We start from the raw sequence: 23798 nt of genomic DNA on the forward strand, positions 1-23798 counted from the left end.
CGTCGCTAGACGATGCTCAGCCGAGGTCCAGGGGAGGATCCTCCTCGGCCACTTGGCTCGTCGCAATCGTCCACCGCGTGCCGTCAGGCCGCTGCGATGTAAGGCTCCAGCGTGAGAGCCATATCCACTCCTCAAGCCGAGCCGCCGGTGCCACCACTCGGCACGTTTCTACGTTGACCACAAAGCGCTCCACCGCGCCTTGGGGCGGCTGGTAACTCACGGCGAGGCAGACCATCTGTTCACCAACAACCGCAAGGCCACCCGGGTGCGGATCCGCGATGTCGGCCGCAGCATCGAATTCCACCTGGATCTTCCCCACGGGTAGAGGTGCTAGACCCCGGAGTGGCCCGAGAGACCCTTCACACGCTCTCTCGCCCTCGAGCTTGATCGCAAGCAGCTCATTCTTGTAGCCGGCCACCAGGATTACTCCCTGACGGGAGAGGTAATAGCCAGGCGAGCTGGCGGCAGCCAGCGTCAGCTCGCCGATATCGAACGGTCCGAAAACCATGTGTCCTCCTATCTCCCCCGAGAGGCGCCCATCGTACGTGACAAGCGCACCTCGTACAGGCTGCCTTAGCCGGGCCCGGCTCCCACCTCGGCCCGAATTCGTGGCGCGAGCTTTCGACTGAGCAGGATCACATTCTCGGCCTGTGCCGAGGTCTTCACCCGCTGGCGCAGAGATGCCTGCAGATTGGACATACCGATCGCGATCTCAGGATACCTCCCATTGAACGCTCGGATCTTCGTCAGCGCAGCCGCTCGGTCGTCGCGATCACCGCTGGCCGTGGCCATGGCGAATGCGTTCATGAGCGACTTGCGGCCATCCTGGACGCCCCGCTGCTAGTTCATGAGGGCGCTGTTGATCCGCTGCTGCTCGGCGAGGCGTGTCGGCTGGAGGCCCAAGGCCTGGACGAACTGTTCCGGCTTGCTTACGTCATTCACGATCGGATCTCCGCTGAGCGTGTTCACCCCCTCGTGGGCGAAGCGCACCGACTTCATCGCGTTCTTGATGAAAAGGTATGCGGGTTCATTCGCAAACATCGACACGAGATCGGATGCTGCCATTTTGATGCCGGACATCGCCTGCGCTTGGCTCTTTCGCTCCAGCGCCTCGATCGCCGTAAGTGGGTGATCAGCATGGCTCAACGCAGCGAGGTCGAACGCGTAGGGCATAGCCGTAACGACGAATAACCGGAGTTGATCGTACGTGAGCGCGACTGATTGATTCATAACCCTCTCTGAGGACTGTTGTCCGGAAGATGACCGAACTCGGCATCGGACGCCCGCATGTATGCTCCACGAAACACTTATAGTCGGATATGCCATTGATCATGTTCCGCGTCGTTCCGCCCACGCTGCGCGCGCCTCCGTGGTAATCGATCAAATGTTGCTCGGGCCCACGGATCGCGGTTTTGCTGTCTGTATAAACGTCGACCACGGGGAGACTGAAACCCTCTCGATTGAGCAAGGGTTGTCCAGAAGCACGTAGGTTCGCAATGCGGGTGAGATCTGGGCCTGGGTTAGGTAGCCGGATATACCCACTTGTGCGGCCCGCATAGACGAGGTCCGTCGCCGTGTTGAAACGCACGTAAGTGACGTAGGCGAAAATCTGATCCTTATCGCGAGCGGTATCGCCCGACAGTGACAGGGCCATCAGGAGGGGCGAGGCCGCTGGGCAGCTCTTCCCTTCCCTACCGCGTCGCGCTAACGTCACGGTACAGTTTGGGGTACGATTTTTGCCGCCAATTTCTTAGTCCAAACACGTTGCTGATCAGAGGGTTGTGGCGTCTCCCGACAGGGTCCCGCCACCTCCACCACTTCGGCAGCGGATCAGCAGTAACTTGCTGATCCGTTTTGCTTTGCGGGTGACGGAGATCTCCGATCAGTCCTTTCAAAGGTACTCTTGGAGGTACTGGTATGCCCAAAGCATTCCTGCAAACCCGATAAGCCCGCTGACCGAGGTCGACGCGCAGGACATGGATCTGTTTTTTGGACGCCATCGCGACACTGCCGCGCAACGCCACGAAGAGATGTCAGGCAACACTCCGACCGGCCTCGCTCAAATGCAGCAACGGAAATGGCAACCCCAGGGAATCCGTTGATGAGCGACCAGTGACTACGAAGCCATTGGATAGATAAAAAGCCACTGCGCGCGGATTTTGCTCATTTACATCCACTTGCAGTTCGCCTTTCAGTGTTCTCGCATGCTCAAGCATGATCTTTCCTCCGCCTCGCCGAAAGCTGGTCGGAGAAATAAACAACGCCTCAAGCTTGTTGTCGTCCAGCCCCATAAAACCGATAGGCGCTGATGCCTCATCGCACAATACCCACACTTCAAGGCCCGGCAGGGCTTGATCCCGAACTATGGGTAGAAGCGTCTGGATATCTTGTTCCGACAGAAAGTCATGTGACGCGCGAACCGATTGCTCCCAGATGCCAAGGAGAGCTTCATGATCTTCTGGCTGTGCTTTTCGGATCTTCATGTGTGCTGTCTAACGCGCATTAGGAAGTAGCCATCTTCCTTTGATTTTGCACAGGAAACCGGGCCCCACAGTATCCCGCAGTTCGACAGCCTTGTCTTGAGGCTGTATCCCGGAATCGCCAGTGGCGGACGACCGATAACATGCGGCTTCTCGACGGGCTTTCATATGCCGGTCAGAGTAACCCCTCCTGGACAGCCTGATAGATCGTTCTGACGGAAGGCTGGAATCCCAGGCTACGGGCGAAGCTCCCGTCCACATGCAAGTGCCAGGGATTCATGAGCGGCTCGGAAGATGGCGCCATGGATGCGCCGGCGAGCGTGACCAATTCATAGACCGACGCCGGGGCTTCGTCTGTGATGTTCACGATATGGCCGTCCATCACACCGGCCAAGGCCATCTTCACGACCAATGCGACGTCTCGATGATGGACGGTGCTCAGTCTCTGGGCGGGATGCCATGTGCCGACGACATGCTTGGGAAGGTCTTCGAGATGCCCGTCACGATCACCGTAGACGAACGGGAATCGCAGGATCGACCAGTTGACGCCGCTGCTGCGCAGTTCGTTCTCCGCCGCCACCTTGCTGGCAGGATACGCATGCCGTGGCTCGACGACATCGTCTTCGCGGCCTGGACGAGGGCTGTTCGCATCGTAGACGTGGCAGGTACTCGCCATGATGAAGCGCGCGCCCTTTGCATGTGCCTTCGTTGCCGCGATCAGGTTACGCGTGCCTTCGAGGTTGACCTTCCAGATCAGGTCTTCGTCGGACGTTCGGAACACCGCCGCCAGGTGCACGACAGCCGATATGCCTTCCAGCGCAGCCGCAAGGGACCCCGGGTCCAGGATATCGCCCTCGATGGCAGTTACTCCGGCTGGGAGCGTCCTGCCGTGGCGCACCAGCGCCCGGCATCGCACACCCGAATCCACCAGACGCCCTAGCAGACGCGAGCCAACGAGCCCGGTCCCACCTGTCACAAGAACCGTCATGGGTTCACTCCCTCCCCGGCCGCTTCTGGAAACTTCCGCCCTTCGCCGGCGGGATAGACCATGCCGGTCAGCCGCTCCGATTCATCCCAGAGCCTGGCAGCGCTGGTCGTATCGAGGGCCTGCGGAGGGATCATGGCCGGGACCGGATAGCCACGCGTCTCGCTCAGCTTGTTCGGACCGTAGTACGCACCCGCTTGCGCTTCCGGCGAAGTCGCGGCGAAGAGCGTCGGCAATGCCCCCTGAGCCGCGGGTTGGAACAAAAACCACAAGTAACGGCGGACGATACCCGGCGCGCTCCAGGTTCCGGCGCCATTGGGCAAGAGATCGGTGCGCGAAATACCGGGATGCGCGGCGACACTCTGGATACCCCAGCCTGCGTTATCGCTGCGGCGTTGTAGTTCAAGGGCGAACATCAGGCAGGCGAGCTTCGATTGGCCATAAGCTGGCATCGGCTTGTAGCTGCGCCGAGCTTGCAGATCATCGAAGTCGATCGCGGCGCTTCGGGCTGCAACGCTAGAAAGAGTGACCACGCGCGGCTTGTCGCCCTTTCGCAGCAGCGGCAGAAGCTGGCCGGTCAAGGCGAAGTGGCCCAGGTAGTTGGTGCCGAACTGCAACTCGAACCCGTCAGCAGTGGCCAGGCGCTTCGGTGGCGTCATCACCGCCGCGTTGTTGATGAGCAGATCCAGTCTGTCGCGCGAGCGTCGCAGGTTCCCCGCGAATGACTTGATGGAGTCGAGGCTGGCGAGATCCAGCAACTCGAAAGCTACATTCGCACCCGGCACGCTTTGGCGAATCCGATCGACTGCCGCGCTGCCCTTCAACGGATTTCGACCCGCGATGATGACGTCGGCCCCTGCCCGGGCCAATGCCAATGCGTCCTGGAATCCAAGACCGCCAGTACCGGTGACTACCGCTGTACGGCCGCGTTGGGATGGGATGTCGGAAACGGTCCAAGTGGCCATCAACCTTGCCTTGGTCAGGGATGAGAACGTAAGATGAGTGCAACTAATTTAGCACTGAGTGCAATTTTTACTGCACTTGGTGCAGCTTTGCAATAGGCCATCCGGATGTCAGGAAATTCGTCCCCCGTGGGCGCAGCGGCCACAGAAGGTTTGCGGGAGCGCAAGCGCCGCGAAACTCGTCAGCGTATCGCCGAGGTCGGACAGCGCTTGTTCCTTGCCAATGGCTACGAAAATACGACGCTGGACGCCATCGCCGCGGAAGCGGGCATCTCGCGCCGCACCTTTTTCTCGTATTTCAAATCCAAGGACGACGTCATCCTGTTCTGGCAACAGGCAGGAGCTTCGAGTCTGTATGCCGAGTTGCTCAAGACATCACCCGACGTATCGCCGCTCGATGCGGTTCGCGATGTGATGGTGAGGCATATCGAAGGCTATACCACCGAACAGATGATCGCCGTCGACAACCTCATGCGGTCAAGCGAAGCGCTGCGTGCCCGCAAGCAGACGCACTATGCGGAACAGGAGCAAGCGCTCTTCGAGACGTTGTGCGAGGTGTGGCGGCAACCCGAGCGCCGCACCTCGCTTCGGATGGTCGCCATGGTCTCGGTCGGGGCGATGAGATTGGCGCTTCAAGCATGGAGAGACCAGACTGGCCAACGAAAGCCGGTGGCCAAGTTCTTAAGGGATGCCTTCGACAGTTTACGCATGGAACTCTGATTGCATCGAGGGCCATTCGTTCCTGACAGCAGCCCATCCCATGTGTCCTAACGGGCGCGGCTACGATCTCATCTGTCCCAATGAAACGCCTCGGTAGTCTCACGACGACCCAGCAAGAACGCATCGGCCACCAGTCGCAGCGGCGTCGTATCCACATCGGAATTGCGCGAACGGATCAGCGAGGCGAAACGCGAATACATCCCCGCATATTCCCGGTCTTCCCCGCCTACGTCCTGTCCAGGCAAGCTCAGCACGGCGCCACCCTTGGCAAGGGTCAACCTGCCCTGATCGGTCTCGACCACGATGTCCCAACTCTGTGGACCGGTCTGGCGCCAGTCCAGATCCATCGACATCGGGACATCGTCCCCGTCGACGAACCGCAGGTCGGCCGCGATGGGCGCCGCGCGGTTGGCGGGAATCGACAAGGTCGCGGACCGAAGGATGAACGCCCGGGGAAGTATGTACGTGGCGATCGACAATGCGTTGATCCCCGGATCGAAGACGCCCAGCCCGCCGGCTTCCCATATCCATTCTTGCCCGGGGTGCCACACGCGAACATCTTCCCGCCAACGGATGGAAACGCTCTCTATCCGCCGCTCGGCGAGCCAGGCGCGCGCAGGCTCTACGCCGGCGGCATATCGGGAATGCCAGCCCGCGAACAAGGTCAGGCCGCCAGCATCCGCCCGCTGTGAGAGTGCCGCGACTTCGGTCAATGTCGCGCCCGGCGGCTTCTCGAGGAAGACATGGACGTTGTTCTTCAGGGCCTTCCTGGCCAGCGTATAGCGAACCTGCGGCGGCGTGCAGAGGACGACCGCATCCACGGCGACGCCACCCTGGAACAACGCATCGAGGCTGTCGAAGCAAGGAACGCCTTCAACGCCCGACACCGCGGGATCGACCACTGCCGCAAGCTGGAAGTCATCGTCGTTCGCGATCGCGGGGAGGTGCTGGTCGCGGGCGATCTTGCCCAGGCCGACCACCGCGATGCGGATAGGGGCCACCGTCAAAGTGCCTTGACCGTGACGGCCTGCGCGGGTGCCTGCGCGAGCGCGTTACGCAGCGGCAAGGCGAACGGCGCGGCTTCTATCTCGAACACGTCGCCAAGCTGGGTAGCCACGCCATCGGAGAACGACAACGTGGCCGTACCGAAGAAATGCACGTGGATATCGCCCGGCTGCCGGAACAGCTCGTACTTGAAATGATGCGCCTCGAGATTCGCGAAGCTATGCGACATGTTCTCTTGCCCGGAGAGGAATGGCTTTTCCCACACGACCGCGCCGTTCCGATAGATGCGGCTCTTGCCTTCGATTTCAGCAGGAAGCGGGCCGACGAGCAATTCGGCACCCAGGGCCGCCTGACGCAATTTCGAATGCGCGAGCCAGAGGTAGTTATGCCGTTCCGTGATGTGGTCGCTGAACTCGTTCGCGAGGCAAACGCCGAGACGAAACGGCGTGCCGTCGTCACCGATGAGGTAGATGCCCGCGAGTTCCGGCTCCTCTCCGCCATCCTTCGCGAATGCGGGCGACGTGAGCGGTATGCCCGGCCCGACCAGGCCATGGCCGTTGCCCTTGTAGAACCATTCCGGCTGGCTGCCGACTTCCCCTTCCGCGGGTTTGCCGCCCGCGACTCCTTCGAGGAAGATTCGCATCGAATCCGTCTGCTTCTCGGCGACGGCCGCCTCACGGTGCATCTTGTCCCGCCCTTCCGCGGAACCCAGGTGGGTGAGGCCCGTGCCGGTCATGAAGAGATGCGCCGGGTCCGGGTGATCGATCGGAGCGAGCAAGCGGCCCGCGGCCAACTCCTCGACGATATCCACCGGCTTCCCGGCACCGCATGCGGCGATCGCGCCCGCGAGGTCGGTACCCATCGCGATGGCCTTGCCCGCGAGTGCCCGAACGCTATCGACGCCGGGCACGAAGGCGGCGGCATCGCCCCGCGCGGCGATCACCGAGCGCACGCCGTCCGCGGCGCGATGTTGCAGGAGACGCAAAGTCATGAAGTCTCTCTCTTCTCGGAAGACGGGATTCAGGCGGCCGGGATACCGTTGACGAGCCGCGGCAGGCCAGCGTCGTCGCGCAGCACGGCGGGCAACAAGGCCGGCGGGAAGTTCTGGTACGACACCGGGCGCAGGAACCGATCGATGGCGAGGCTGCCGACCGATGTCGAACGCCCGTCGGACGTCGCGGGGAACGGTCCGCCGTGCACCATGGCGTGGGTGACTTCGACGCCGGTCGGCCAGCCGTTGACGACGATGCGTCCGCACTTGCGTTCCAGCAGCGGGACCAGCCGGGCCGCCAATGCGGTATCGCCATCGTCCATCTGCAACGTCATCGTCAGCTGCCCCTCGCATGCCGCGAGGACTGCGCGAAGTTCGGCTTCGTCGGCACAGCGAACCAGCAGGGACGAGGCACCGAAGACTTCGTGCGCGAGCACCTTGTCGGCGAGGAACGCCTTGCCGCTGGTGGAGAAGAACGCCGCGCGCCCGGCGCTCGCGCTTTCGGTAGCCGGGCCTTGTGCCAGGGCCGTCACCTCGCTGTGTTTACGAAGCGCCTCGACCGATGTCTCGTACGCATGGTGGATCGCGGGCGTCAGCATGGTTTGCGGAGGTGCCTCGGACACCACGCGGCTGGCGGCCGACACGAACGCGTCCAGGCCTTCCCCTTCGATCGCCAGGAGCAAGCCGGGGTTGGTACAGAACTGTCCGGCGCCCATCGTCAACGAACCGACGAAGGCGGTGCCCATGGCTTCCCCGCGTGCACGCAGCGCCTCCGGCAATAGCAGCACCGGATTGACGCTCGACATCTCCGCGAACACAGGGATGGGGATCTCCCGTGCCTGTGCCAGTTTGACGAGCGCCAGGCCGCCGGCACGCGAGCCGGTGAATCCCACCGCGGCGATCGCCGGATCGGTGACCAGGGCCGCTCCCAGTTCGATCCCCGGGCCGGTGAGGTTCGCGAATACGCCGGACGGCAGGCCGCTCGCCTTCACCGCCTTGTGGATGGCATCCGCGACCAAGGCTCCCGTGGCGGGATGCGCGGGATGACCCTTGACGACGACGGGACAGCCGGCGGCGAGCGCCGATGCCGTATCGCCACCGGCCGTGGAAAACGCCAACGGGAAATTCGACGCACCGAACACGGCGACCGGCCCCAGGGGAATCCTGCGCAGTCGCAAATCGGCACGCGCGGACGGTGTCTCCCCAGCGGGGACGGGGTCGACGCGCAGCCCCATCCAGTCGCCGCGCCTGAGCACGCCGGCGAACAACCTCAGCTGGCCGACCGTACGGCCGCGCTCGCCCTCCAGGCGCGCGCGCGGCAATCCGCTTTCGCGCATGGCGGTGACGATGAGCTCGTCACCCAGGGCGAGGATTTCCTCGCCGATGCGTTCCAGGAACGCCGCCCGGTCACCGGCATCTGTCGTACGATAAACATCGAAGGCCGCCTCGGCGGCCGCACAGGCGGACCTGACCTCAGCCATATCGTCCGGCGTGAACGCAGGGCCGAAAGGCTGCCCGGTCGCCGCTTCCACCGAGCGGAAAGTACTCTGCATCCCGCCTGTCTTCTCATCGTTCGACATGTGCTGCGCCACGATAATTACTCAGACAATTAGGTTAAGGCGGTTATGCTGGTTTTGCAATGCCAAGCGGTCGATGGCCAGGAAGGAATGAGCACGTGAGCAAGACGACGACGCCGACAGTACCGATCGAACGCGAACGCCAGCCGCGCGGTACCGGTCGACGCCTGTACGGCGCCATCGCGAACAAGCTGGGCGCCGCGATTCTCTCCGGTGAATACCAGCCGGGTGACGTACTCTCCGGCGAAGTGGTTTTTTCCGAGCAGCTGGACGTTTCGCGAACGGCCTACCGCGAGGCGATCCAGGCACTGGCTGCCAAAGGCTTGGTCGAAAGCCGGCCAAAGGCCGGTACGCGCGTGTTGCCCCGGAGCCGCTGGAACCTGCTCGATCCCGAGGTGTTGGGTTGGGCATTCACCGGGCAGCCCGACATCGGCTTCATTCGTAGCCTGTTCGAACTCCGCGCCATCGTGGAGCCCGCCGCCGCCGCACTGGCCGCGGAACGACGCGACAACGAGGCACTCAAGACCATGCGCGACGCCCTGGCCCGCATGACCCGCCATACCCTCGCCACCGAGGCCGGCCGCACGGCCGACCGTGACTTCCACAGCGCGATCCTGCATGCCACCGGCAACGATGCGCTCATCGTGTTGAATGCGAGTATCTGTGCCGCCGTCAGCTGGACGACACAGTTCAAGCAACGCCAGCGCACCCTGCCCCGCAATCCCATCCCGGACCATCGCCGGGTGCTCGTCGCCATCGCCGATCGCGACCCGGCCGCCGCCAGCGAAGCGATGCGCGTACTCGTGGAACTGGCGCTGGAAGACACCCGGCAGGCGATGGAACCGTAAGCCGCATCGCTGACCGCCCGCCTCAGCGGGGCCTAGCGACCTCCGACGCGGCGCTTGTTGTAGACGTCGAACGCGACGGCCGCCAACAGCACCAGCCCCTTGATCAGCGACTGGTATTCCGTGCCGACGCCGAGGATCGACATGCCGTTGTTGAGCAGGCCGATGATGAGGCCACCGATGATCGCGCCGGTCACCGTGCCGATACCGCCGGTCACGGCGGCGCCACCGATGAACACGGCGGCGATCGCGTCGAGTTCGAAACCCGTGCCGGCGCTCGGGCTCGCCAGGTTCAGCTGGGCGGTGAAGACCAGTCCGGCCAGCGCGGAGATGACTCCCATGTTCACGAACAGCAGGAAGGTGACGCGCTTGGTTTTCACGCCCGAAAGGGCCGCCGCGTTGAGGTTGCCACCGATCGCGTAGACATGGCGCCCGAAAACCGACCGCGCCATGATCGCCGCATACGCGACGATCAGCACGCCCAGGATCACCAGAACGATCGGCGTGCCGTTATAGCTGGCCAGCAGGAACGCCATGCAACCGATCAGGAAGACCGAGAAGGCCAGCTTGAGGATGAAATACCAGAGCGGCTCGGACTCCAGTCCGTAGGTATGCCGCACCATCCGCTGGCGCAACGAGCCATAGAGCAGCACGAGGGCGGCGACGCCCCCCAGGATGAGCGTGAGTGGCTCGTATCCGCTGGTGCCGAACGCCGGCAGGAACCCGGAACCCATCCGGCGGAACGCTTCCGGAAAGGGTGAAATCTGCTGGTTTTGCAGCGCGATCTGCGCGGCCCCGCGAAACAGCAACATGCCTGCCAACGTGACGATGAACGCGGGAATCCTGAAATAGGCGATCCAGAAGCCCTGCCATGCGCCGACGACGCCACCGATGACCAGGCAGAGCACGATCGCCGCCGGCCAGGGGATGTGCCACTGCGTGATCATGACGCCGGCCATCGCCCCCACGAAGGCCACGAGCGAACCGACCGACAGGTCGATGTGGCCCGCGATGATCACCATGACCATGCCGATGGCAAGGATCAGGATGTAGCTGTTCTGGATGACCAGGTTCGATACGTTGATCGGCCGGAGCGTGATGCCGCCGGTCGCGAACTGGAAGAACAGCACGATCACGATCAGCGCGCTGAACAGGCCGACCTGGCGAAGCTGTCCCGCCAGGTATTTCAGCGCGGTCTTCGTCGCGCTGGACGGTGGCGTCAATTCATTGGAGGTTGTCACTGGCGCCCCGCTCCCGTTCTCTTGTCATGTGCTGCATAAGGATTTCGGCGGTCGCTTCGGATCGCGGGATATCCGCCGTGATACGGCCCTCGGCGAGGGTGTAGATACGATCGCAGACGCCCAGGAGCTCGGGGAGTTCCGACGAGATCATGATGATGCCTTTGCCCTCGTCGGCGAGCCGGTTGATGATGGCGTAGATCTCGTACTTGGCGCCCACGTCGATGCCACGGGTCGGCTCATCGAGGATCAGCACATCCGGGTCGGCATACATCCACTTGGACAACACGACCTTCTGCTGGTTACCGCCCGACAATTTCCCGGTGATCGAGGACACGCTGGGCGCCTTGATCTTGAGCGACTTGAGGTACTCGCCCGCCACGGTGGCCTCTTTATGCCCATCGACGAAACCGAACAGGCCCGCGAGCTTGCCCAGGGCCGAGCCCGATGTATTGCGGGTGATGTCGTCGATGAGGTTCAACCCATAGCGCTTGCGATCTTCCGTGGCATACGCCACGCCGTTCCTGATCGCCTTCGGCACGGTGCTCATGTCGATCTCGACACCGCGCTTGAACACCTTGCCGCTGATCTTCACGCCGTAGCTCTTCCCGAACACGCTCATCGCGAGCTCGGTCCGTCCTGCCCCCATCAACCCGGCGATGCCGACGATTTCTCCCGCCCGCACGCGGAGGCTGGCGTCGGTGATGATCTGCCGGGTGACGTCGATCGGGTGAAAGACGTTCCAGTTCTCGATGCGTAGAAGCTCTTCACCGATGTTCGGCGTGTGCTCCGGATACCGGCTTTCCAGTTCGCGCCCGACCATGCCCTTGATGATCCGTTCTTCGGAGACGTGGTCCGCCTGCATGTCGAGCGTCTCGATCGTACGGCCGTCGCGGATGATCGTCACTTCGTTGGCGATCGCCTCGATCTCGTTGAGCTTGTGGCTGATGATGATCGAGGTGATGCCCTGCGCCTGGAGCTGCTTGATCAACCCGAGCAGGTGCGCCGAATCGGCGTCGTTCAGGGCCGCGGTGGGCTCATCGAGAATGAGCAACTTCACCCGTTTGGACAAGGCCTTCGCGATTTCCACCAGCTGTTGCTGGCCGACGCCGAGGTCGGTGATCTTGGTGACCGGGTTGTTCTTCAGCCCTACCCGTTCGAGCAGCTTCGCGGCTTCCAGGTTGGTCTTGTTCCAGTCGATCCACCCACGCGTCTGCTGCTCGTTGCCGAGGAAGATGTTCTCGGCGATGGAAAGATACGGGCTGAGCGCAAGCTCCTGATGAATGATGACGATACCGGCCGCTTCGGAATCGTTGATGCTCCTGAAGTCGACCGGCTGGCCCTCGAAGACGATCTGTCCGTCGAACGTCCCAGCGGGATATACCCCGCTGAGAACCTTCATGAGCGTCGACTTGCCGGCACCGTTCTCGCCACAGATGGCGTGGACATGGCCACGCTTCACTCCTAGCGACACATCCTGCAATGCCTTGACACCTGGAAACGCCTTCGTGATGCCCCGCATCTCGAGAATATGATCGGTCACGTGCCCTCCAGCGCGTCTTACTGCAGCTGCGCCGGGGTGTAGTAACCGCTATCGACAAGCACTTCCTTGTAGTTCGCCTTGGTGACCACGGTCGGCTGGAACAGGTAGGTCGGGACGACCACGACCTTGTTGTTGTACGTCTTGTCGTCGTTCGTTTCCGGCTTCTTGCCGGTCAGCAGGTCGTTGGTCATCACGGCCGCCTGGTCGGCGAGCTTGCGCGTGTCCTTGTAGATCGTGGAGTACTGCTGGCCCGCGATGATCGACTTGACCGAGGCCGCCTCCGCATCCTGCCCGGTGATGATCGGCAGCGGTTTCGCGGCGCCGCCGTAGCCCGCACCCTGCAAGGCGGAGATGATGCCGATCGACATGCCGTCGTACGGAGAGAGCACGCCATCGACATTGGCGCCGTCCGAATAGGACTTGGCGACCAGGTTCTGCATGCGCGCCTTCGCCGTCGCCGGATCCCACTGCAGGGTGGCCACCTGGGTGAAGCCGGTCTGGCCGCTCTTGATGACGATGGAGCCGTCGTCGATGTACGGCTTGAGCGTGTCCATCGCGCCGTTATAGAAGAACGTGGCGTTGTTGTCGTCGGGGCTACCCGCGAACAGCTCGACGTTCAACGGTCCCTTCTTGTCGGTCTTCTTGCCATTCGCATCGAGGAAGCCCAGGCCGGTAAGCAGGCTGTTGGCCTGGTCGACACCGACCTTATAGTTGTCGAACGACACGTAGTAATCGACGTTCTTGCTACCGGTAAGGAGGCGGTCGTAGGAAATGACCTTGATGCCGGCTTTTGCCGCGGCATCGAGCTGGTCGCTGAGCGAGCCACCGTCGATCGACGCGATGACCAGCACCTTGGCACCCTTGGTGATCATGTTGCTGACCTGGAGCACCTGCTGCGGGATCTTGTTGTCGGCGTACTCGAGATCGACCTTGTAGCCGAGCTTCTCCAGGTCCTCCTTGACGGCGTTGCCATCCTTGATCCAGCGCTCGGAGACCTTGGTGGGCATGGCGACACCGACCAGAGCGCCCTTGTTGTCCGATGACGAGGCGGCGGTGTCGCCGTTGCCACGCCCGCCGGAACAAGCCGCGAGCGAGAAGGCGAAGCCGACGGCCGCGAGGCCGATATACAGGTTGCGTGCGTTCACTTTGGAATACCTTTCGGTTGAGTGCTGGAAATTACCCGTCTTTCCGAAAACGTCTTTACCGCCGCGTATCTCATCGATTATCTTGTCTGAGTAATAGACTATCGGCGCACTGATCGCGCGTCAACGACCGCCGCTCGACTGTACCCCCAAGTGCCGAACGGCTTCCTGCCTGTCTCCAGAGACCTCCCGCTCGCCATGACACAGCCCCCCTCTCCGCTTCGTTCCCGCGCCTGGTTCGACAATCTCGAAAACATCGACATGACCGCGCTGTACCTGGAGCGGTATCTCAACTTCGGCCTGTCGCTGGAAGAGTTGCGCTCGGGCAAGCCGATCATCGGCATCGCCCAGACGGGCAGCGATCTTTCGCCGTGCAACCGCCATCACGTCGTGCTTGCCGAACGCGTGCGCGAAGGTATTCGTGAAGCGGGCGGCATCGCGCTGGAGTTCCCGGTGCATCCGATCCAGGAAACAGGAAAGCGTCCCACCGCCGGCCTCGATCGCAACCTGGCGTACCTGTCCCTGGTCGAAGTGCTGCATGGTTATCCCATCGACGGCGTGGTGTTGACGATCGGTTGCGACAAGACCACGCCAGCCTGCCTCATGGCGGCGGCCACCGTGAACATCCCGGCCATCGCGCTTTCGGTCGGCCCCATGCTCAACGGCTGGCACAAGGGCGAACGTACCGGCTCGGGAACGATCGTCTGGAAAGCGCGCGAGTTGTTGGCTACCGGCGCCATCGACAAGGAAGGCTTCATCAAGCTGGTCGCCTCGTCCGCGCCATCGACAGGCTATTGCAACACGATGGGAACGGCGACGACGATGAACAGCCTGGCCGAAGCCCTCGGCATGCAGCTGCCGGGCGCCGCGGCGATCCCCGCGCCCTACCGCGACCGTCAGGAAGTCGCCTATTTCACCGGCAAGCGCATCGTCGAGATGGTCGCGGAAGATCTCAAACCCTCCGACATCCTCACCCGCGAAGCATTCCTCAATGCCATCGTGGTCAACTCGGCCATCGGCGGATCGACCAACGCGCCCATCCACCTCGCAGCCATCGCGCGTCACATGGGCGTGGAACTGACGATCGACGACTGGCAGACGCACGGCCACAAGGTGCCGTTGATGGTCAACCTGCAACCGGCCGGGGAATACCTCGGCGAGGACTTCTACCACGCCGGCGGCGTACCCGCGGTGGTGGGCGAGTTGCTCAGGCAGGGCCTGATCCACGAAGGCGCGATGACGGCCAACGGCAAGTCCATCGGCGAGAACTGCCGCGATGCGACCATCGAGGACGAGCGCGTCATCCGCCCGTTCACCCGTCCCCTGAAGGAAGATGCCGGATTCATCGTGTTGCGCGGCAACCTGTTCGACAGCGCCATCATGAAAACCAGCGTCATCAGCCCGGAGTTTCGCGAACGCTATCTCAGCCGTCCCGAGGACCCCGAAGCGTTCGAAGGCCCGGCGGTCGTCTTCGACGGCCCGGAGGATTATCACCACCGCATCGACGACCCCTCGCTCGGCATCACCACCGACACCTTGCTCTTCATGCGCGGCGCGGGCCCGGTGGGCTACCCGGGTTCCGCGGAAGTGGTGAACATGCGGCCGCCGGCCTATCTCATCCGCGAAGGCGTGCACGCGCTGCCTTGCATCGGTGACGGTCGCCAATCGGGCACCTCGGGTTCGCCCTCCATTCTCAACGCGAGCCCCGAGGCCGCGGTGATGGGGGGACTGGCGCTGATCCGCACCGGGGATCGCGTCCGCATCGACCTCGGCAGGGGCACGGCCAATGTATTGATCAGCGACGAGGAACTGGCCGAGCGCCGCCGAGCGCTGGCCGAAGCGGGCGGCTACCGCTATCCGGCATCGCAGACGCCGTGGCAGGAGATCCAGCGCAGCATCGTCGGACAGATGGAAACCGGCGCCATCCTCGAAGGTGCGGAGAAATACCAGCAGATCGCGCAGACGAAGGGGCTCCCGCGGGACAGTCACTGACCGGCCAGGCAAGCGCTAACCGGTCGACACGCCCTTGGTGTTCGGCCGGCTCCGCGAAGCCTCCACCAGATAAGCACGCGACATGACGGGCAGCTGCGCCCGTAGTATCGCCAGGGATGCAGGCGAGCCATCTTTCTCCAGTACGGCTTGCACCGTGCCGACGAGCATGGAACGCAATGCGAACGTCACGGTCTCGACATCGTCGAACACGGCATCCGATGCCGTGGCGAGCAGCCGCGCGATGGCCCGATCGGTACGCCCGACCACATCGGCGATGAGGTCGGCCGTATCCAGTTCGGCGGCGACCACATACAAGGCCCGCGAGCCAGGAAGGTGGCGCAGTTTCGCTTCGAGGTACGCGCGGCACAGGCCATCCGAGATCTCCCGCAGGGGCGCGCCCTCGTATCGCACGCATGCCTCCTGCATGGCGATCACCACATCTCCCAGGTACTGATCGAGCACCGCGTATAGCAAGGCCTGCTTGTGCGGGAAATACTGGTACATCGTGCCCACGGAGACCCCGGCCCGCTGCGCCACGCGCGTGGTCGTGAGCCGGGCGATGCCATCGGATAGCAAAACCTGAAACGTCGCCTCGAAAATCGCCGCCACGGTCGCCGTCGAGCGGGCCTGGCGCGGGGATTTACGGGGCTTCAGGGACTCGGAAGGCACGACGGTCATATGCGAATGTAAAAACCGAAGGATGATTCATAAATTAACTCATAGCGCCAACCATCACTACTCCACAAGGAAACGCCATGAGTAACGCAGATCGTCGCATCTCCCTCGTCACCGGTGCCAACAAGGGCATCGGTCTTGAAGTCGCCCGCCAGCTTGGCAAGGCCGGTCATCGTGTCCTGCTCGGCGCACGAGACGAAACACGTGGCCGCGAAGCGGCGAAAACCCTTCAGGCCGAAGGTATCGACGTGCGCTTCGTGGCCGTGGATCTCACAAACCCCAACTCGCTGACGGCCGCCGCCGCCGACATCGAGGCCAACGAAGGCCGCGTCGACGTCCTCGTCAACAACGCCGCCATCGCGTTGCAAAACGACGGCCTGCCGGGAACGGTCGACCTGGACGCCGTGCGCCAGACATTCGAAACCAACTTCTTCGGCACCGTCGCCGTTACACAGGCACTCTTGCCGCTGCTGAAGAAATCCACTTCCGGTCGCATCGTCAACGTCTCCAGCGGTCTCGGTTCCATCACCCTGAACAACGACCCGGCCTGGGAGTTCGCCGCGGTCAAGTTCCTTGGCTACAACGGCTCGAAGGCCGCGCTGAATATGTTCACGGTGCTGCTGGCAGCCGAACTGAAGGAACACGGGATCAAGGTGAACGCCGCCGATCCCGGCTACACCGCCACCGACCTGAACGGCCATAGCGGCCACCAGACCATCCCTGAAGGTGCCGCTGAAGCCATCCGCCTCGCCCTGCTCCCGGACGACGGCCCGACCGGTGGGTTCTTCAACTCCGATGGTGCAGAGCCCTGGTAACTTCTTTTTGATCGTCACGGAGAGCACCGAAAGGTGTCCTCCGTGATCAATGTGCGCCAACCACAAGGCCTGCCATGGCAATGCCAACTAGAAACTTAGCCCCAACGGCTTGTCACATTCATATTCCTCGTCAATCTTTGTCATGTCATCGGATGAGATGTGCCGCGCGATACGTTCCTGCGGAGTGAGGCTCCGCCAGACTTCCACGTCGATGCAATGACGATTGGTAACACCAAAGAGACGTTGCGTGTTTCGCATCAACGCACCCACACCTTGATCCGTTGGATTACTCAACTGAATGCCCGGCGCAAGACGTCGATCGGAACCAGGAATACCACGGACATGGCTTGAACTTTCGGCGTTCAGCAGGCGCTCCTGAAATCCTCCGTCGCTGCCAGCCGCCTCGTTGCGAGCCGGCGTGGCCGTTGGCAAGCCAGATGCAGAAGCCGCATTCACGTTAACCGCACCACCGGACAATGATTCAGAACGCGCGGTTGGCTCGCGGGCGTCCCTCGGGGGAGGCGCCTTTCCCATGACGGGTGCACCTCCTCGTCGACTCGATAACGCCTCTGTCACAGCAGCTGTCGCCGCCTTGTTAGACGCAGCAAGTGGCATCGGTGGCGATATGAATCGCAGTTGTAGAGTTGCCGTAGCCCTGCTTTCCATTCCAGTCGGCTTATCGACACTATCGACTCCAGGCCGAAGCAACGACACTAGTAAAGCGAAATGGCAGCCTATCGCCACGGCCCATGCCGCGATTCGGTGTGTCGAGCCGGACAGAGCATCCGGCCTCCGCCTTTCCACCCTCACGGCGCGCCCTCCTTTGGCAAGCATTTATGGCCTCTACCGGCTATTTCGGTCGCGAAGGACGAGCCGGCGGTCTTTCCCAGCAAATACAGAACCCTCGCAAAGCCGGCGTCGCTTCGACCTAGCTAACTGTGGAAGGTTCCATGGACGGTCGACGAATATCGTCGTTAAGGGCAATGTTCGCCCCGATCCGCCATAGCACCCCGCTGGGGTCGGTAAGCGTGAAATCACGGATAGCCCATGCGCGGTCTTCCGGGGTGCTACAGCGCACGCCATAACGTCGAACCAGCTGCTGTGCCTGGACACGGCTCCACCAGGCGTCCACGTCGACCACGAGCAAATGCATCATGAAGTTCGAAGCGTGGTCAGGCATGTAGAACTTCTGCAAAAGAAAACTGCAATTTCCCGCCCGCAAGTAAGCGAGGGAATCATCGGTGAAAGCCACCTCGAACCCCAGGTCGACATAGAAGCGTTTAGATAGTTCGAAATCCCTCGCGGGAACGAAAGCCTTTATCTCGACGGTTTCCAATGCCATAGGATGTCCTTCTGCGAGAGTGTCACATGTACGAACAGCCAGGAGTCATCTGGACAGGAATCTGGCCAAGGGTTTCGGCTTGGATGGAAATATACGCCGCATCCGCCGTATTTTGCGCCCCCACCCGTATTTTTCGCCTCCGCCTCCGCTCGTCCAACACTACACCGTGTCATTCGTAGGGGAGCCGTCGGCTGCCGTTCTCAGAGCGATTCCGCAGGGAGGCGAAGGCCGAACGAGGACTTAGCGAAGAGAATGGCAGCCGACGGCTCCCCCTGCCTCGACGCATAAAAAACCCACGGCATCCCTGCCGTGGGCCTCGTCTTTCAGCGGTCGCGCCGGACCATGCCGGCGATCGCATCAGGCGGCGTCGCTATGCAGTTGACGCACGGTTTCCGTGCCACGATTGATCTCGATGCGGCGAGGCTTCATGGCCTCGGGAATCTCGCGCTTCAGATCGATCGAGAGCAGGCCATTGGCAAGGCGCGCGCCGGTCACCCGCACATGCTCGGCCAGTTCGAATCGCCGGCTGAAGGCCCGGGTCGCGATCCCGCGATGCAGGTATTCGCCCTCGGCTTCGGCCTTGTGCTCACCGCTGACGATAAGCATGTTCGACTGGGTCGAGATGTTCAGCTCGTCCTCCGTGAATCCCGCCACCGCCATGGTGATGCGATACGAATCCTCGTCGATCTTGACGGAATCGAACGGCGGATAGTTGTCTCCCTGCTGCGAGCGCGAGGCGGATTCGAGCAATTCGAACACGCGGTCGAAGCCGATGCTCGAACGCAGGAGCGGGGAGTAATCGAGAAGAGTACGCATGGCCATATCCTCATGAATAAGCAACATGGATGGGTTCTCTTGCCCACCCTCCCGGGTGGACAGGCTGGCCCCGAAGCGGCCAGCGATGCGTAACTAGGGATGCCTCGCTCCATTTCAAGCCGGCACATTCAGAATTTGTTTAGCCATCCATACAGGTTGCTTCACCGATGTCGTCACACCCTTGATGATGAGGCCACGACGGCTTTAACGACCGGATGGAATGCTGCCCGCGTCGTCGGCGGAACCTGTCGCAGGCGGCAATCACCTTTTCTTGTGGAGGACCCGAAAATGGCAAATTCCGGCAACACCAACCGCAACGCCCCCGGTAGGGGCGGCGACCAGGCAAGCCACGAGCAACACGTCAAGGCAGGCCAGCAATCGCACAAGAACACGGGCGGACAGCAGCAGTCGTCCGAAAGCTCCATGAGGGGCGGTTCGAGCGAACAGCACGCCAAGGCTGGCCAACAAAGCCACAAGAACCAGTAACCGTCTAAACCACGAAACGGAAGAAGGCGCGGTCTCCGCGCCTTCTTCCTGCCCGGCCACCCCGCCTTCACGCGACGGCCTGAATGCTTCGGTCATTTCACCGGAGCAACGATATGAAGGACTCGTTCTTCAAGCGCAACGGGTTGAGCATCGTCGTCGGCCTGATGATGCTGGCGACGTGGGGGGCGCAGGCCATCACGGGCCATGCCGCGCATAACCAGGAACTGGGCGAGCATGGGCTTCCCGACATCGGCCTTGTCGCTTATTTGATGAGCGGCGACTTCTGGTCGGCCACCTGCGAGAACTGGGAGTCCGAGTTCCTCCAGATGGGCCTGTACGTACTGCTCACCGTCTGGCTGCGCCAGAAAGGGTCGGCCGAATCGCGTCCCGTGGACGAGAAGGAAGAGGAAAACGAGCCGACGCCCGAACATCTGCAACCCAAGGCCTGGCGCCGTGGCGGGATCGTGCGCTGGCTCTACGCCAACTCGCTATCCATCGCGTTCCTCTGCCTGTTCGCCATGAGCTTCGCGGGCCACCTGTTCGGCAGCTGGCGAAAATCCATCGCCGAGGCACTGGCACACCACCAGCCGCCCGAGCGGTTGGCCGCCTATATCGTCGATCCCTCGTTCTGGTTCGAGTCTTTCCAGAACTGGCAAAGCGAATTCCTGGCGGTGTTCTCCCTCGTCGTCCTGTCGATCTTTCTTCGCCAGAAGGATTCGCCGCAGTCCAAACCCGTCGACGCACCCAATAGCCGGACAGGAAGTTGACCTGTAGTAGCGCGCACATGGAACCCATTATGAGGCCGGCAACATCTTTCGATAGGCGGCGCTAATCGAGCATTATCCTGCGACGTGAAATCTACGTGATAGTCTCTTAGATATCAGAGATTTAGATCGTTCATATCGCTTCTTCCGCAATTGCATACGCCCATTCACATCGCAAGTATTGACGACTTCTGAACGATAGTTTTATGTTCGGGCTGCCGTTGACGGGCGACCGAACGGCTTTGGCTTGTTTTCCATCGTTTGAAACATTCGGAAAGAATTTCGAATAGCGAATGGAAATGCTTTCCGAGTGAGACCTTCGGCAACCGCCGATGCGTTACTTGTGGCCCGCTGGGGGCCAACTCTGGGGAGAGCAGTAAATGAATTCACGTGACCTACGGCAGGCGCAAGTCCTGCGTCGTTCCGCACTGGCCTTGGCCCTTGCGGTTGGCCTCGGCGGCACGGGTGCCGTCCTCGCTCAGGCCACCACGGGCGCGATCTTCGGCCAGGCCAGTCCAGGCAGCACGATCCAGGTATCCGGCACGACCGGTGTGACCCGCGAGGTCACGGTCGGTACCGACGGCCGGTACCGCATCGGTAATCTTCCGCTAGGCAGCTATACGGTCAACGTCATGCAGAACGGCCAGGTGGTCGATTCCCGCAAGAACGTCGGCCTGACCGTGGGTGCGGGATCGGAAGTCTCATTCACCGGGGCCCCCACCGCCACCGGCGCCCAGGCGCTGGAATCGGTCACCGTGACAGCGAATGCGCTACCGCCGATCGATGTCTCCGCGGTGGATTCGCGCACGGTGATCACCTCCGAGCAACTCGCCCGCCTGCCGCTCGGCCGCAACGCGGAAGCCATCGCCCTGCTCGCTCCGGGCGTGAATCCAGGCGCGGGCTTCTTCGGGCGGACCGTCTCGTTCGGCGGCTCGGGCGTGTCCGAGAACGCTTACTACATCAACGGCTACAACACGGCCGATCCGCTGCGTAACCTGGGTGGCGTGGGCCTTCCCTATGGCGCCATCGACCAGCAGGAGATCTATACCGGCGGCTACAGCGCGATGTATGGGCGCTCCGAAGGCGGCGTGATCAGCCAGGTCGGCAAGCGCGGCACGAACGAATGGCATTTCGGCGCGCAGATCCTGTGGGAGCCGAAGTTCGCTCGCTCGCAGCTGGGCAACCAGTACTTCCCAAGTGCGAACCTGCCCGCGGGCTACGAGTACTCCGACCCCTCGCTGGCCGGCCAGCTCTACCGCAATCGCGTAGGCGACAACCAATGGACACGCACGGTCAGCGCGTACGCCGGCGGTCCGCTGATCAAGGATAAGCTGTACCTGTTCGTCGCCGCGGAAACGGAGAAAACGGAAGGTACCAATACCAATCCCTTTACCACGGCACCAAACGCGACCAACCACTACAAGTGGGATTTGCCGAAGTACTACGCGAAGCTGGACTGGAACATCAACGACAGCAACATCCTCGAACTGACCGGGATCAACTCGGCGGACGAACGCAGCGGCAAGTATTCCACCTTCGACTACGACACACGCGAACACCTGGGCTTCCAGGGACGCTACCCCGACAGCACGAAGACGTCGTCGACCTACGGCATCGCCAAGTACACCAGCTACATCACCGACGACCTGACGTTCTCGGCGACTTACGGAAAGAGCAAGACAACCGACGTCCAGCGCAATCCGGGCGACCTGGGCCTGCCCTTCATCAGCCGTCCGGACCTCCAGGATCCGGCGATCACCGGCGGACAGTCTTTCACCAACACCACGGCCACCACGCAGAAGATCGCGCCGGGCGCGAACAGCAAGACCCACGGCCTGCGTGCCGACCTGGAATGGCAAGTCGGAGATCACCGCGTGACCGGCGGTATCGACAACATGAAGTACACCGCGCAGGACGAAGGCGTGACGACCACGGGCCCGGGCTATTTCTGGGCCTACGGTCACGTGAACGATCCCACCGTCCCACTCGTCCCGGGCCTGGGCGTCGGCCCGACCGGCGGTGACGGCTATTACGCCCGTCGCACGATCTTCATCACGACCACGAGCATGGAAGTCGACCAGAAGGCTTACTACCTGGAAGACAAGTGGCAGATCACCGACAAGTTCCTGTTCACCATCGGTGTACGCAACGACCGGTTCAAGAACTACAACGACCAGGGTCGTACCTACGTCAACAGCGGAAACCAGTGGGCGCCACGATTGGGCGCTTCATGGGACGTCTTCGGCGACTCCTCGCTGAAGATCTACGGCAACCTCGGCCGTTATTACCTCGCGCTACCGAACAGCGTCGCTATTCGAGGCGCCTCGGCCTCGACCTTTACCAACGAGTACTTCACGTATACCGGCATCGATCCGAACGGCGAACCGACCGGCCTGAGCCCGATCGGTCCCGGCCCGGTATCCTCGAACGGCGAGTACGGTCAGCCCAATGATCCGAAGTCGATCACCGCGACCGACCTCAAGTCGCAGTACCAGGATGAAGCCATCCTCGGCTTCGACAAGACGCTGGGTCCCGACTGGGTCACGGGCGCCAAGGTCATGGTTCGCAAGCTGCGCGCGGCAATCGACGATGTCTGCGACACCGCACGTATCGCCGACAAGCTGGCGGCGACCGGTATCGATCCGGACAGCGTCACCATCCCGGGCTGCGTGATCTTCAACCCGGGCCGCTCGAACGAGTTCAGCCTGGCCAACGTCGACGGCAGTGGCCGTACCAAGGTGAAGATGTCCAAGGACGACTGGGGCTTCACCACCGGTGCCAAGCGCAAGTACTACTCACTGGACCTGTACCTGGAACATCCGTTCGATGGCAAGTGGTTCGGCCGCGCCATTTACACCTTCTCGAAGAGCTACGGCAACACGGAAGGCCAGGTGAAGTCGGATATCGGCCAGAACGACATTTCGAAGACGCAGGATTGGGACGCCGCCGCGCTGATGGTGCATAGCAATGGCCTGCTGGCCAACGATCGCAAACACCAGTTCAAGGCCTACGGCTCCTACCAGGTGACCCCGGAATGGCTGCTTTCCGGTTCACTGCGCCTCACCTCCGGCGCGCCGAAGTCCTGTCTCGGCTTCTTCGGCCCGAACGACGACGACCCGATCAGCTACGGCTCGTCGTACCACTCCTGCGCGGGCAAGCTCTATGCACCGGGCGAGCAGCGCATGCCCTGGTTCAAGCAGCTCGATCTGTCGGTCGAATACCGCCCGGCGTTCGCCGACCACAAGCTGGCCTTCGGCCTGCAGGTCTTCAACGTCACCAACGAGCGCAAGCCGCTCCTCAACGACTATGTCTACGAGGACGATCGCTTCACGGTGTCGAACACCTACGGTGCGGGGCTGTACTACCAGACGCCTCGTTATGCCCGCCTGACCGCGAGCTACGATTTCTGAGCTGGGAATC

General features: G+C 62.2%; 23 protein-coding genes. 7 read left to right on the forward strand and 16 right to left on the reverse strand.

Features of this window, described 5'->3' with window-relative positions:
* Positions 1 to 16: 16 nt before the first annotated feature.
* From ACR9ZJ_RS06600 to ACR9ZJ_RS06625, 6 genes are all read right to left on the reverse strand, one after another.
* Positions 17 to 508 (reverse strand): hypothetical protein, encoded by a 492-nt coding sequence (locus tag ACR9ZJ_RS06600; RefSeq protein ID WP_481287247.1) that lies wholly within the window; start codon positions 506 to 508, stop codon positions 17 to 19.
* 65 nt (positions 509 to 573) lie between these two features.
* Positions 574 to 807 (reverse strand): hypothetical protein, encoded by a 234-nt coding sequence (locus ACR9ZJ_RS06605; RefSeq protein ID WP_481287248.1) that lies wholly within the window; start codon positions 805 to 807, stop codon positions 574 to 576.
* Positions 808 to 840: 33 nt separating this feature from the next.
* Positions 841 to 1230, reverse strand: a complete 390-nt coding sequence (locus ACR9ZJ_RS06610) for a hypothetical protein (RefSeq protein ID WP_481287249.1) — start codon at positions 1228 to 1230, stop codon at positions 841 to 843.
* A gap of 803 nt (positions 1231 to 2033) precedes the next feature.
* On the reverse strand, positions 2034 to 2483 hold the full coding sequence (locus tag ACR9ZJ_RS06615) for an acetyltransferase (protein WP_481287250.1): 450 nt from the start codon (positions 2481 to 2483) through the stop codon (positions 2034 to 2036).
* A 172-nt stretch (positions 2484 to 2655) separates the two neighbouring features.
* Positions 2656 to 3468 (reverse strand): NAD-dependent epimerase/dehydratase family protein, encoded by an 813-nt coding sequence (locus ACR9ZJ_RS06620; RefSeq protein WP_481287251.1) that lies wholly within the window; start codon positions 3466 to 3468, stop codon positions 2656 to 2658.
* Entirely contained in the window at positions 3465 to 4430 is a 966-nt protein-coding gene (locus ACR9ZJ_RS06625) for an SDR family oxidoreductase (protein ID WP_481287252.1), read from the reverse strand. The genes ACR9ZJ_RS06620 and ACR9ZJ_RS06625 overlap by 4 nt, the downstream gene beginning before the upstream one ends.
* A 126-nt stretch (positions 4431 to 4556) precedes the next feature.
* On the opposite strand from ACR9ZJ_RS06625, the gene ACR9ZJ_RS06630 reads away from it, so the two are divergent.
* Complete coding sequence (locus ACR9ZJ_RS06630) at positions 4557 to 5147, forward strand: TetR/AcrR family transcriptional regulator (protein ID WP_481287253.1); 591 nt, start codon at positions 4557 to 4559, stop codon at positions 5145 to 5147.
* A gap of 68 nt (positions 5148 to 5215) precedes the next feature.
* Here ACR9ZJ_RS06630 and ACR9ZJ_RS06635 read toward each other — a convergent pair whose 3' ends face one another.
* The 3 genes from ACR9ZJ_RS06635 to ACR9ZJ_RS06645 are packed head-to-tail and all read right to left on the reverse strand — an operon-like array spanning position 5216 to position 8696.
* The gene (locus tag ACR9ZJ_RS06635; RefSeq protein WP_481287254.1) at positions 5216 to 6148 is read right to left on the reverse strand and encodes a Gfo/Idh/MocA family protein; all 933 of its coding nucleotides are present in this window, start codon (positions 6146 to 6148) and stop codon (positions 5216 to 5218) included.
* Positions 6149 to 6150: 2 nt separating this feature from the next.
* On the reverse strand, positions 6151 to 7143 hold the full coding sequence (gene araD1, locus ACR9ZJ_RS06640) for an AraD1 family protein (protein ID WP_481287255.1): 993 nt from the start codon (positions 7141 to 7143) through the stop codon (positions 6151 to 6153).
* Positions 7144 to 7172: 29 nt separating this feature from the next.
* Positions 7173 to 8696 (reverse strand): aldehyde dehydrogenase (NADP(+)), encoded by a 1524-nt coding sequence (locus ACR9ZJ_RS06645; RefSeq protein ID WP_481287256.1) that lies wholly within the window; start codon positions 8694 to 8696, stop codon positions 7173 to 7175.
* 122 nt (positions 8697 to 8818) lie between these two features.
* Here ACR9ZJ_RS06645 and ACR9ZJ_RS06650 point away from each other — a divergent pair, with 122 nt between their 5' ends.
* Positions 8819 to 9568, forward strand: coding sequence for a FadR/GntR family transcriptional regulator (locus ACR9ZJ_RS06650; RefSeq protein WP_481287257.1), 750 nt, complete (start codon positions 8819 to 8821; stop codon positions 9566 to 9568).
* A gap of 32 nt (positions 9569 to 9600) precedes the next feature.
* On the opposite strand, the gene mmsB is transcribed toward ACR9ZJ_RS06650, so the two are convergent.
* From mmsB to chvE, 3 genes are read right to left on the reverse strand one after another with little or no spacing between them, the layout of a single operon-like run.
* On the reverse strand, positions 9601 to 10806 hold the full coding sequence (mmsB, locus tag ACR9ZJ_RS06655; protein ID WP_481287258.1) for a multiple monosaccharide ABC transporter permease: 1206 nt from the start codon (positions 10804 to 10806) through the stop codon (positions 9601 to 9603).
* Positions 10790 to 12346, reverse strand: a complete 1557-nt coding sequence (gene mmsA / locus ACR9ZJ_RS06660; protein WP_481280770.1) for a multiple monosaccharide ABC transporter ATP-binding protein — start codon at positions 12344 to 12346, stop codon at positions 10790 to 10792. The genes mmsB and mmsA overlap by 17 nt, the downstream gene beginning before the upstream one ends.
* A gap of 17 nt (positions 12347 to 12363) precedes the next feature.
* A complete protein-coding gene (gene chvE, locus ACR9ZJ_RS06665) occupies positions 12364 to 13491 on the reverse strand; it encodes a multiple monosaccharide ABC transporter substrate-binding protein (protein ID WP_481280771.1) in 1128 nt (375 codons plus the stop codon).
* A gap of 195 nt (positions 13492 to 13686) precedes the next feature.
* Here chvE and ACR9ZJ_RS06670 point away from each other — a divergent pair, with 195 nt between their 5' ends.
* On the forward strand, positions 13687 to 15480 hold the full coding sequence (locus ACR9ZJ_RS06670) for an IlvD/Edd family dehydratase (protein ID WP_481280772.1): 1794 nt from the start codon (positions 13687 to 13689) through the stop codon (positions 15478 to 15480).
* Positions 15481 to 15495: 15 nt separating this feature from the next.
* Here the strand turns inward: ACR9ZJ_RS06670 and ACR9ZJ_RS06675 are convergent, their stop codons facing one another.
* The gene (locus ACR9ZJ_RS06675) at positions 15496 to 16149 is read right to left on the reverse strand and encodes a TetR/AcrR family transcriptional regulator (protein WP_481287259.1); all 654 of its coding nucleotides are present in this window, start codon (positions 16147 to 16149) and stop codon (positions 15496 to 15498) included.
* Positions 16150 to 16235: 86 nt separating this feature from the next.
* Between ACR9ZJ_RS06675 and ACR9ZJ_RS06680 the strand changes: the two genes are divergently transcribed.
* The gene (locus ACR9ZJ_RS06680) at positions 16236 to 16970 is read left to right on the forward strand and encodes an SDR family oxidoreductase (protein WP_481287260.1); all 735 of its coding nucleotides are present in this window, start codon (positions 16236 to 16238) and stop codon (positions 16968 to 16970) included.
* A gap of 87 nt (positions 16971 to 17057) precedes the next feature.
* Here the strand turns inward: ACR9ZJ_RS06680 and ACR9ZJ_RS06685 are convergent, their stop codons facing one another.
* The 3 genes from ACR9ZJ_RS06685 to ACR9ZJ_RS06695 all read right to left on the reverse strand — a co-directional run bounded on the left by ACR9ZJ_RS06685 (position 17058) and on the right by ACR9ZJ_RS06695 (position 19128).
* Positions 17058 to 17504, reverse strand: a complete 447-nt coding sequence (locus ACR9ZJ_RS06685; protein ID WP_481287261.1) for a hypothetical protein — start codon at positions 17502 to 17504, stop codon at positions 17058 to 17060.
* A 394-nt stretch (positions 17505 to 17898) separates the two neighbouring features.
* Positions 17899 to 18312, reverse strand: a complete 414-nt coding sequence (locus ACR9ZJ_RS06690) for a VOC family protein (RefSeq protein ID WP_481287262.1) — start codon at positions 18310 to 18312, stop codon at positions 17899 to 17901.
* A gap of 357 nt (positions 18313 to 18669) precedes the next feature.
* Positions 18670 to 19128, reverse strand: coding sequence for an Hsp20 family protein (locus ACR9ZJ_RS06695; protein ID WP_481287263.1), 459 nt, complete (start codon positions 19126 to 19128; stop codon positions 18670 to 18672).
* Between the two features lie 288 nt (positions 19129 to 19416).
* Between ACR9ZJ_RS06695 and ACR9ZJ_RS06700 the strand changes: the two genes are divergently transcribed.
* The 3 genes from ACR9ZJ_RS06700 to ACR9ZJ_RS06710 all read left to right on the forward strand — a co-directional run bounded on the left by ACR9ZJ_RS06700 (position 19417) and on the right by ACR9ZJ_RS06710 (position 23788).
* Positions 19417 to 19614, forward strand: coding sequence for a hypothetical protein (locus ACR9ZJ_RS06700; protein ID WP_481280778.1), 198 nt, complete (start codon positions 19417 to 19419; stop codon positions 19612 to 19614).
* A gap of 113 nt (positions 19615 to 19727) precedes the next feature.
* Positions 19728 to 20381 carry a DUF6766 family protein gene (locus ACR9ZJ_RS06705; protein ID WP_481287264.1) on the forward strand — a complete coding sequence of 218 codons (654 nt, stop codon included), beginning with the start codon at positions 19728 to 19730 and terminating at the stop codon, positions 20379 to 20381.
* Positions 20382 to 20758: 377 nt separating this feature from the next.
* Positions 20759 to 23788: a TonB-dependent receptor gene (locus ACR9ZJ_RS06710; RefSeq protein WP_481280780.1), complete on the forward strand. Its 3030-nt coding sequence runs from the start codon at positions 20759 to 20761 to the stop codon at positions 23786 to 23788.
* The last annotated feature ends 10 nt before the right edge of the window (positions 23789 to 23798 follow it).

Source organism: Luteibacter sp. KNZ12-1A (genome assembly GCF_056755675.1).

Excerpts from the sequence above, each read along its gene's own strand:
- ACR9ZJ_RS06710 (WP_481280780.1), top strand. The coding sequence starts at position 20,759 with ATGAATTCACGTGACCTACGGCAGGCGCAAGTCCTGCGTCGTTCCGCA.
- ACR9ZJ_RS06685 (WP_481287261.1), bottom strand. The coding sequence starts at position 17,504 with ATGGGAAAGGCGCCTCCCCCGAGGGACGCCCGCGAGCCAACCGCGCGT.
- ACR9ZJ_RS06610 (WP_481287249.1), bottom strand. The coding sequence starts at position 1,230 with ATGAATCAATCAGTCGCGCTCACGTACGATCAACTCCGGTTATTCGTC.
- ACR9ZJ_RS06690 (WP_481287262.1), bottom strand. The coding sequence starts at position 18,312 with ATGGCATTGGAAACCGTCGAGATAAAGGCTTTCGTTCCCGCGAGGGAT.
- ACR9ZJ_RS06680 (WP_481287260.1), top strand. The coding sequence starts at position 16,236 with ATGAGTAACGCAGATCGTCGCATCTCCCTCGTCACCGGTGCCAACAAG.
- ACR9ZJ_RS06705 (WP_481287264.1), top strand. The coding sequence starts at position 19,728 with ATGAAGGACTCGTTCTTCAAGCGCAACGGGTTGAGCATCGTCGTCGGC.
- ACR9ZJ_RS06645 (WP_481287256.1), bottom strand. The coding sequence starts at position 8,696 with ATGCAGAGTACTTTCCGCTCGGTGGAAGCGGCGACCGGGCAGCCTTTC.
- ACR9ZJ_RS06620 (WP_481287251.1), bottom strand. The coding sequence starts at position 3,468 with ATGACGGTTCTTGTGACAGGTGGGACCGGGCTCGTTGGCTCGCGTCTG.
- ACR9ZJ_RS06600 (WP_481287247.1), bottom strand. The coding sequence starts at position 508 with ATGGTTTTCGGACCGTTCGATATCGGCGAGCTGACGCTGGCTGCCGCC.
- ACR9ZJ_RS06670 (WP_481280772.1), top strand. The coding sequence starts at position 13,687 with ATGACACAGCCCCCCTCTCCGCTTCGTTCCCGCGCCTGGTTCGACAAT.
- ACR9ZJ_RS06695 (WP_481287263.1), bottom strand. The coding sequence starts at position 19,128 with ATGCGTACTCTTCTCGATTACTCCCCGCTCCTGCGTTCGAGCATCGGC.
- araD1 (WP_481287255.1), bottom strand. The coding sequence starts at position 7,143 with ATGACTTTGCGTCTCCTGCAACATCGCGCCGCGGACGGCGTGCGCTCG.
- ACR9ZJ_RS06625 (WP_481287252.1), bottom strand. The coding sequence starts at position 4,430 with ATGGCCACTTGGACCGTTTCCGACATCCCATCCCAACGCGGCCGTACA.
- ACR9ZJ_RS06700 (WP_481280778.1), top strand. The coding sequence starts at position 19,417 with ATGGCAAATTCCGGCAACACCAACCGCAACGCCCCCGGTAGGGGCGGC.
- ACR9ZJ_RS06605 (WP_481287248.1), bottom strand. The coding sequence starts at position 807 with ATGAACGCATTCGCCATGGCCACGGCCAGCGGTGATCGCGACGACCGA.
- ACR9ZJ_RS06615 (WP_481287250.1), bottom strand. The coding sequence starts at position 2,483 with ATGAAGATCCGAAAAGCACAGCCAGAAGATCATGAAGCTCTCCTTGGC.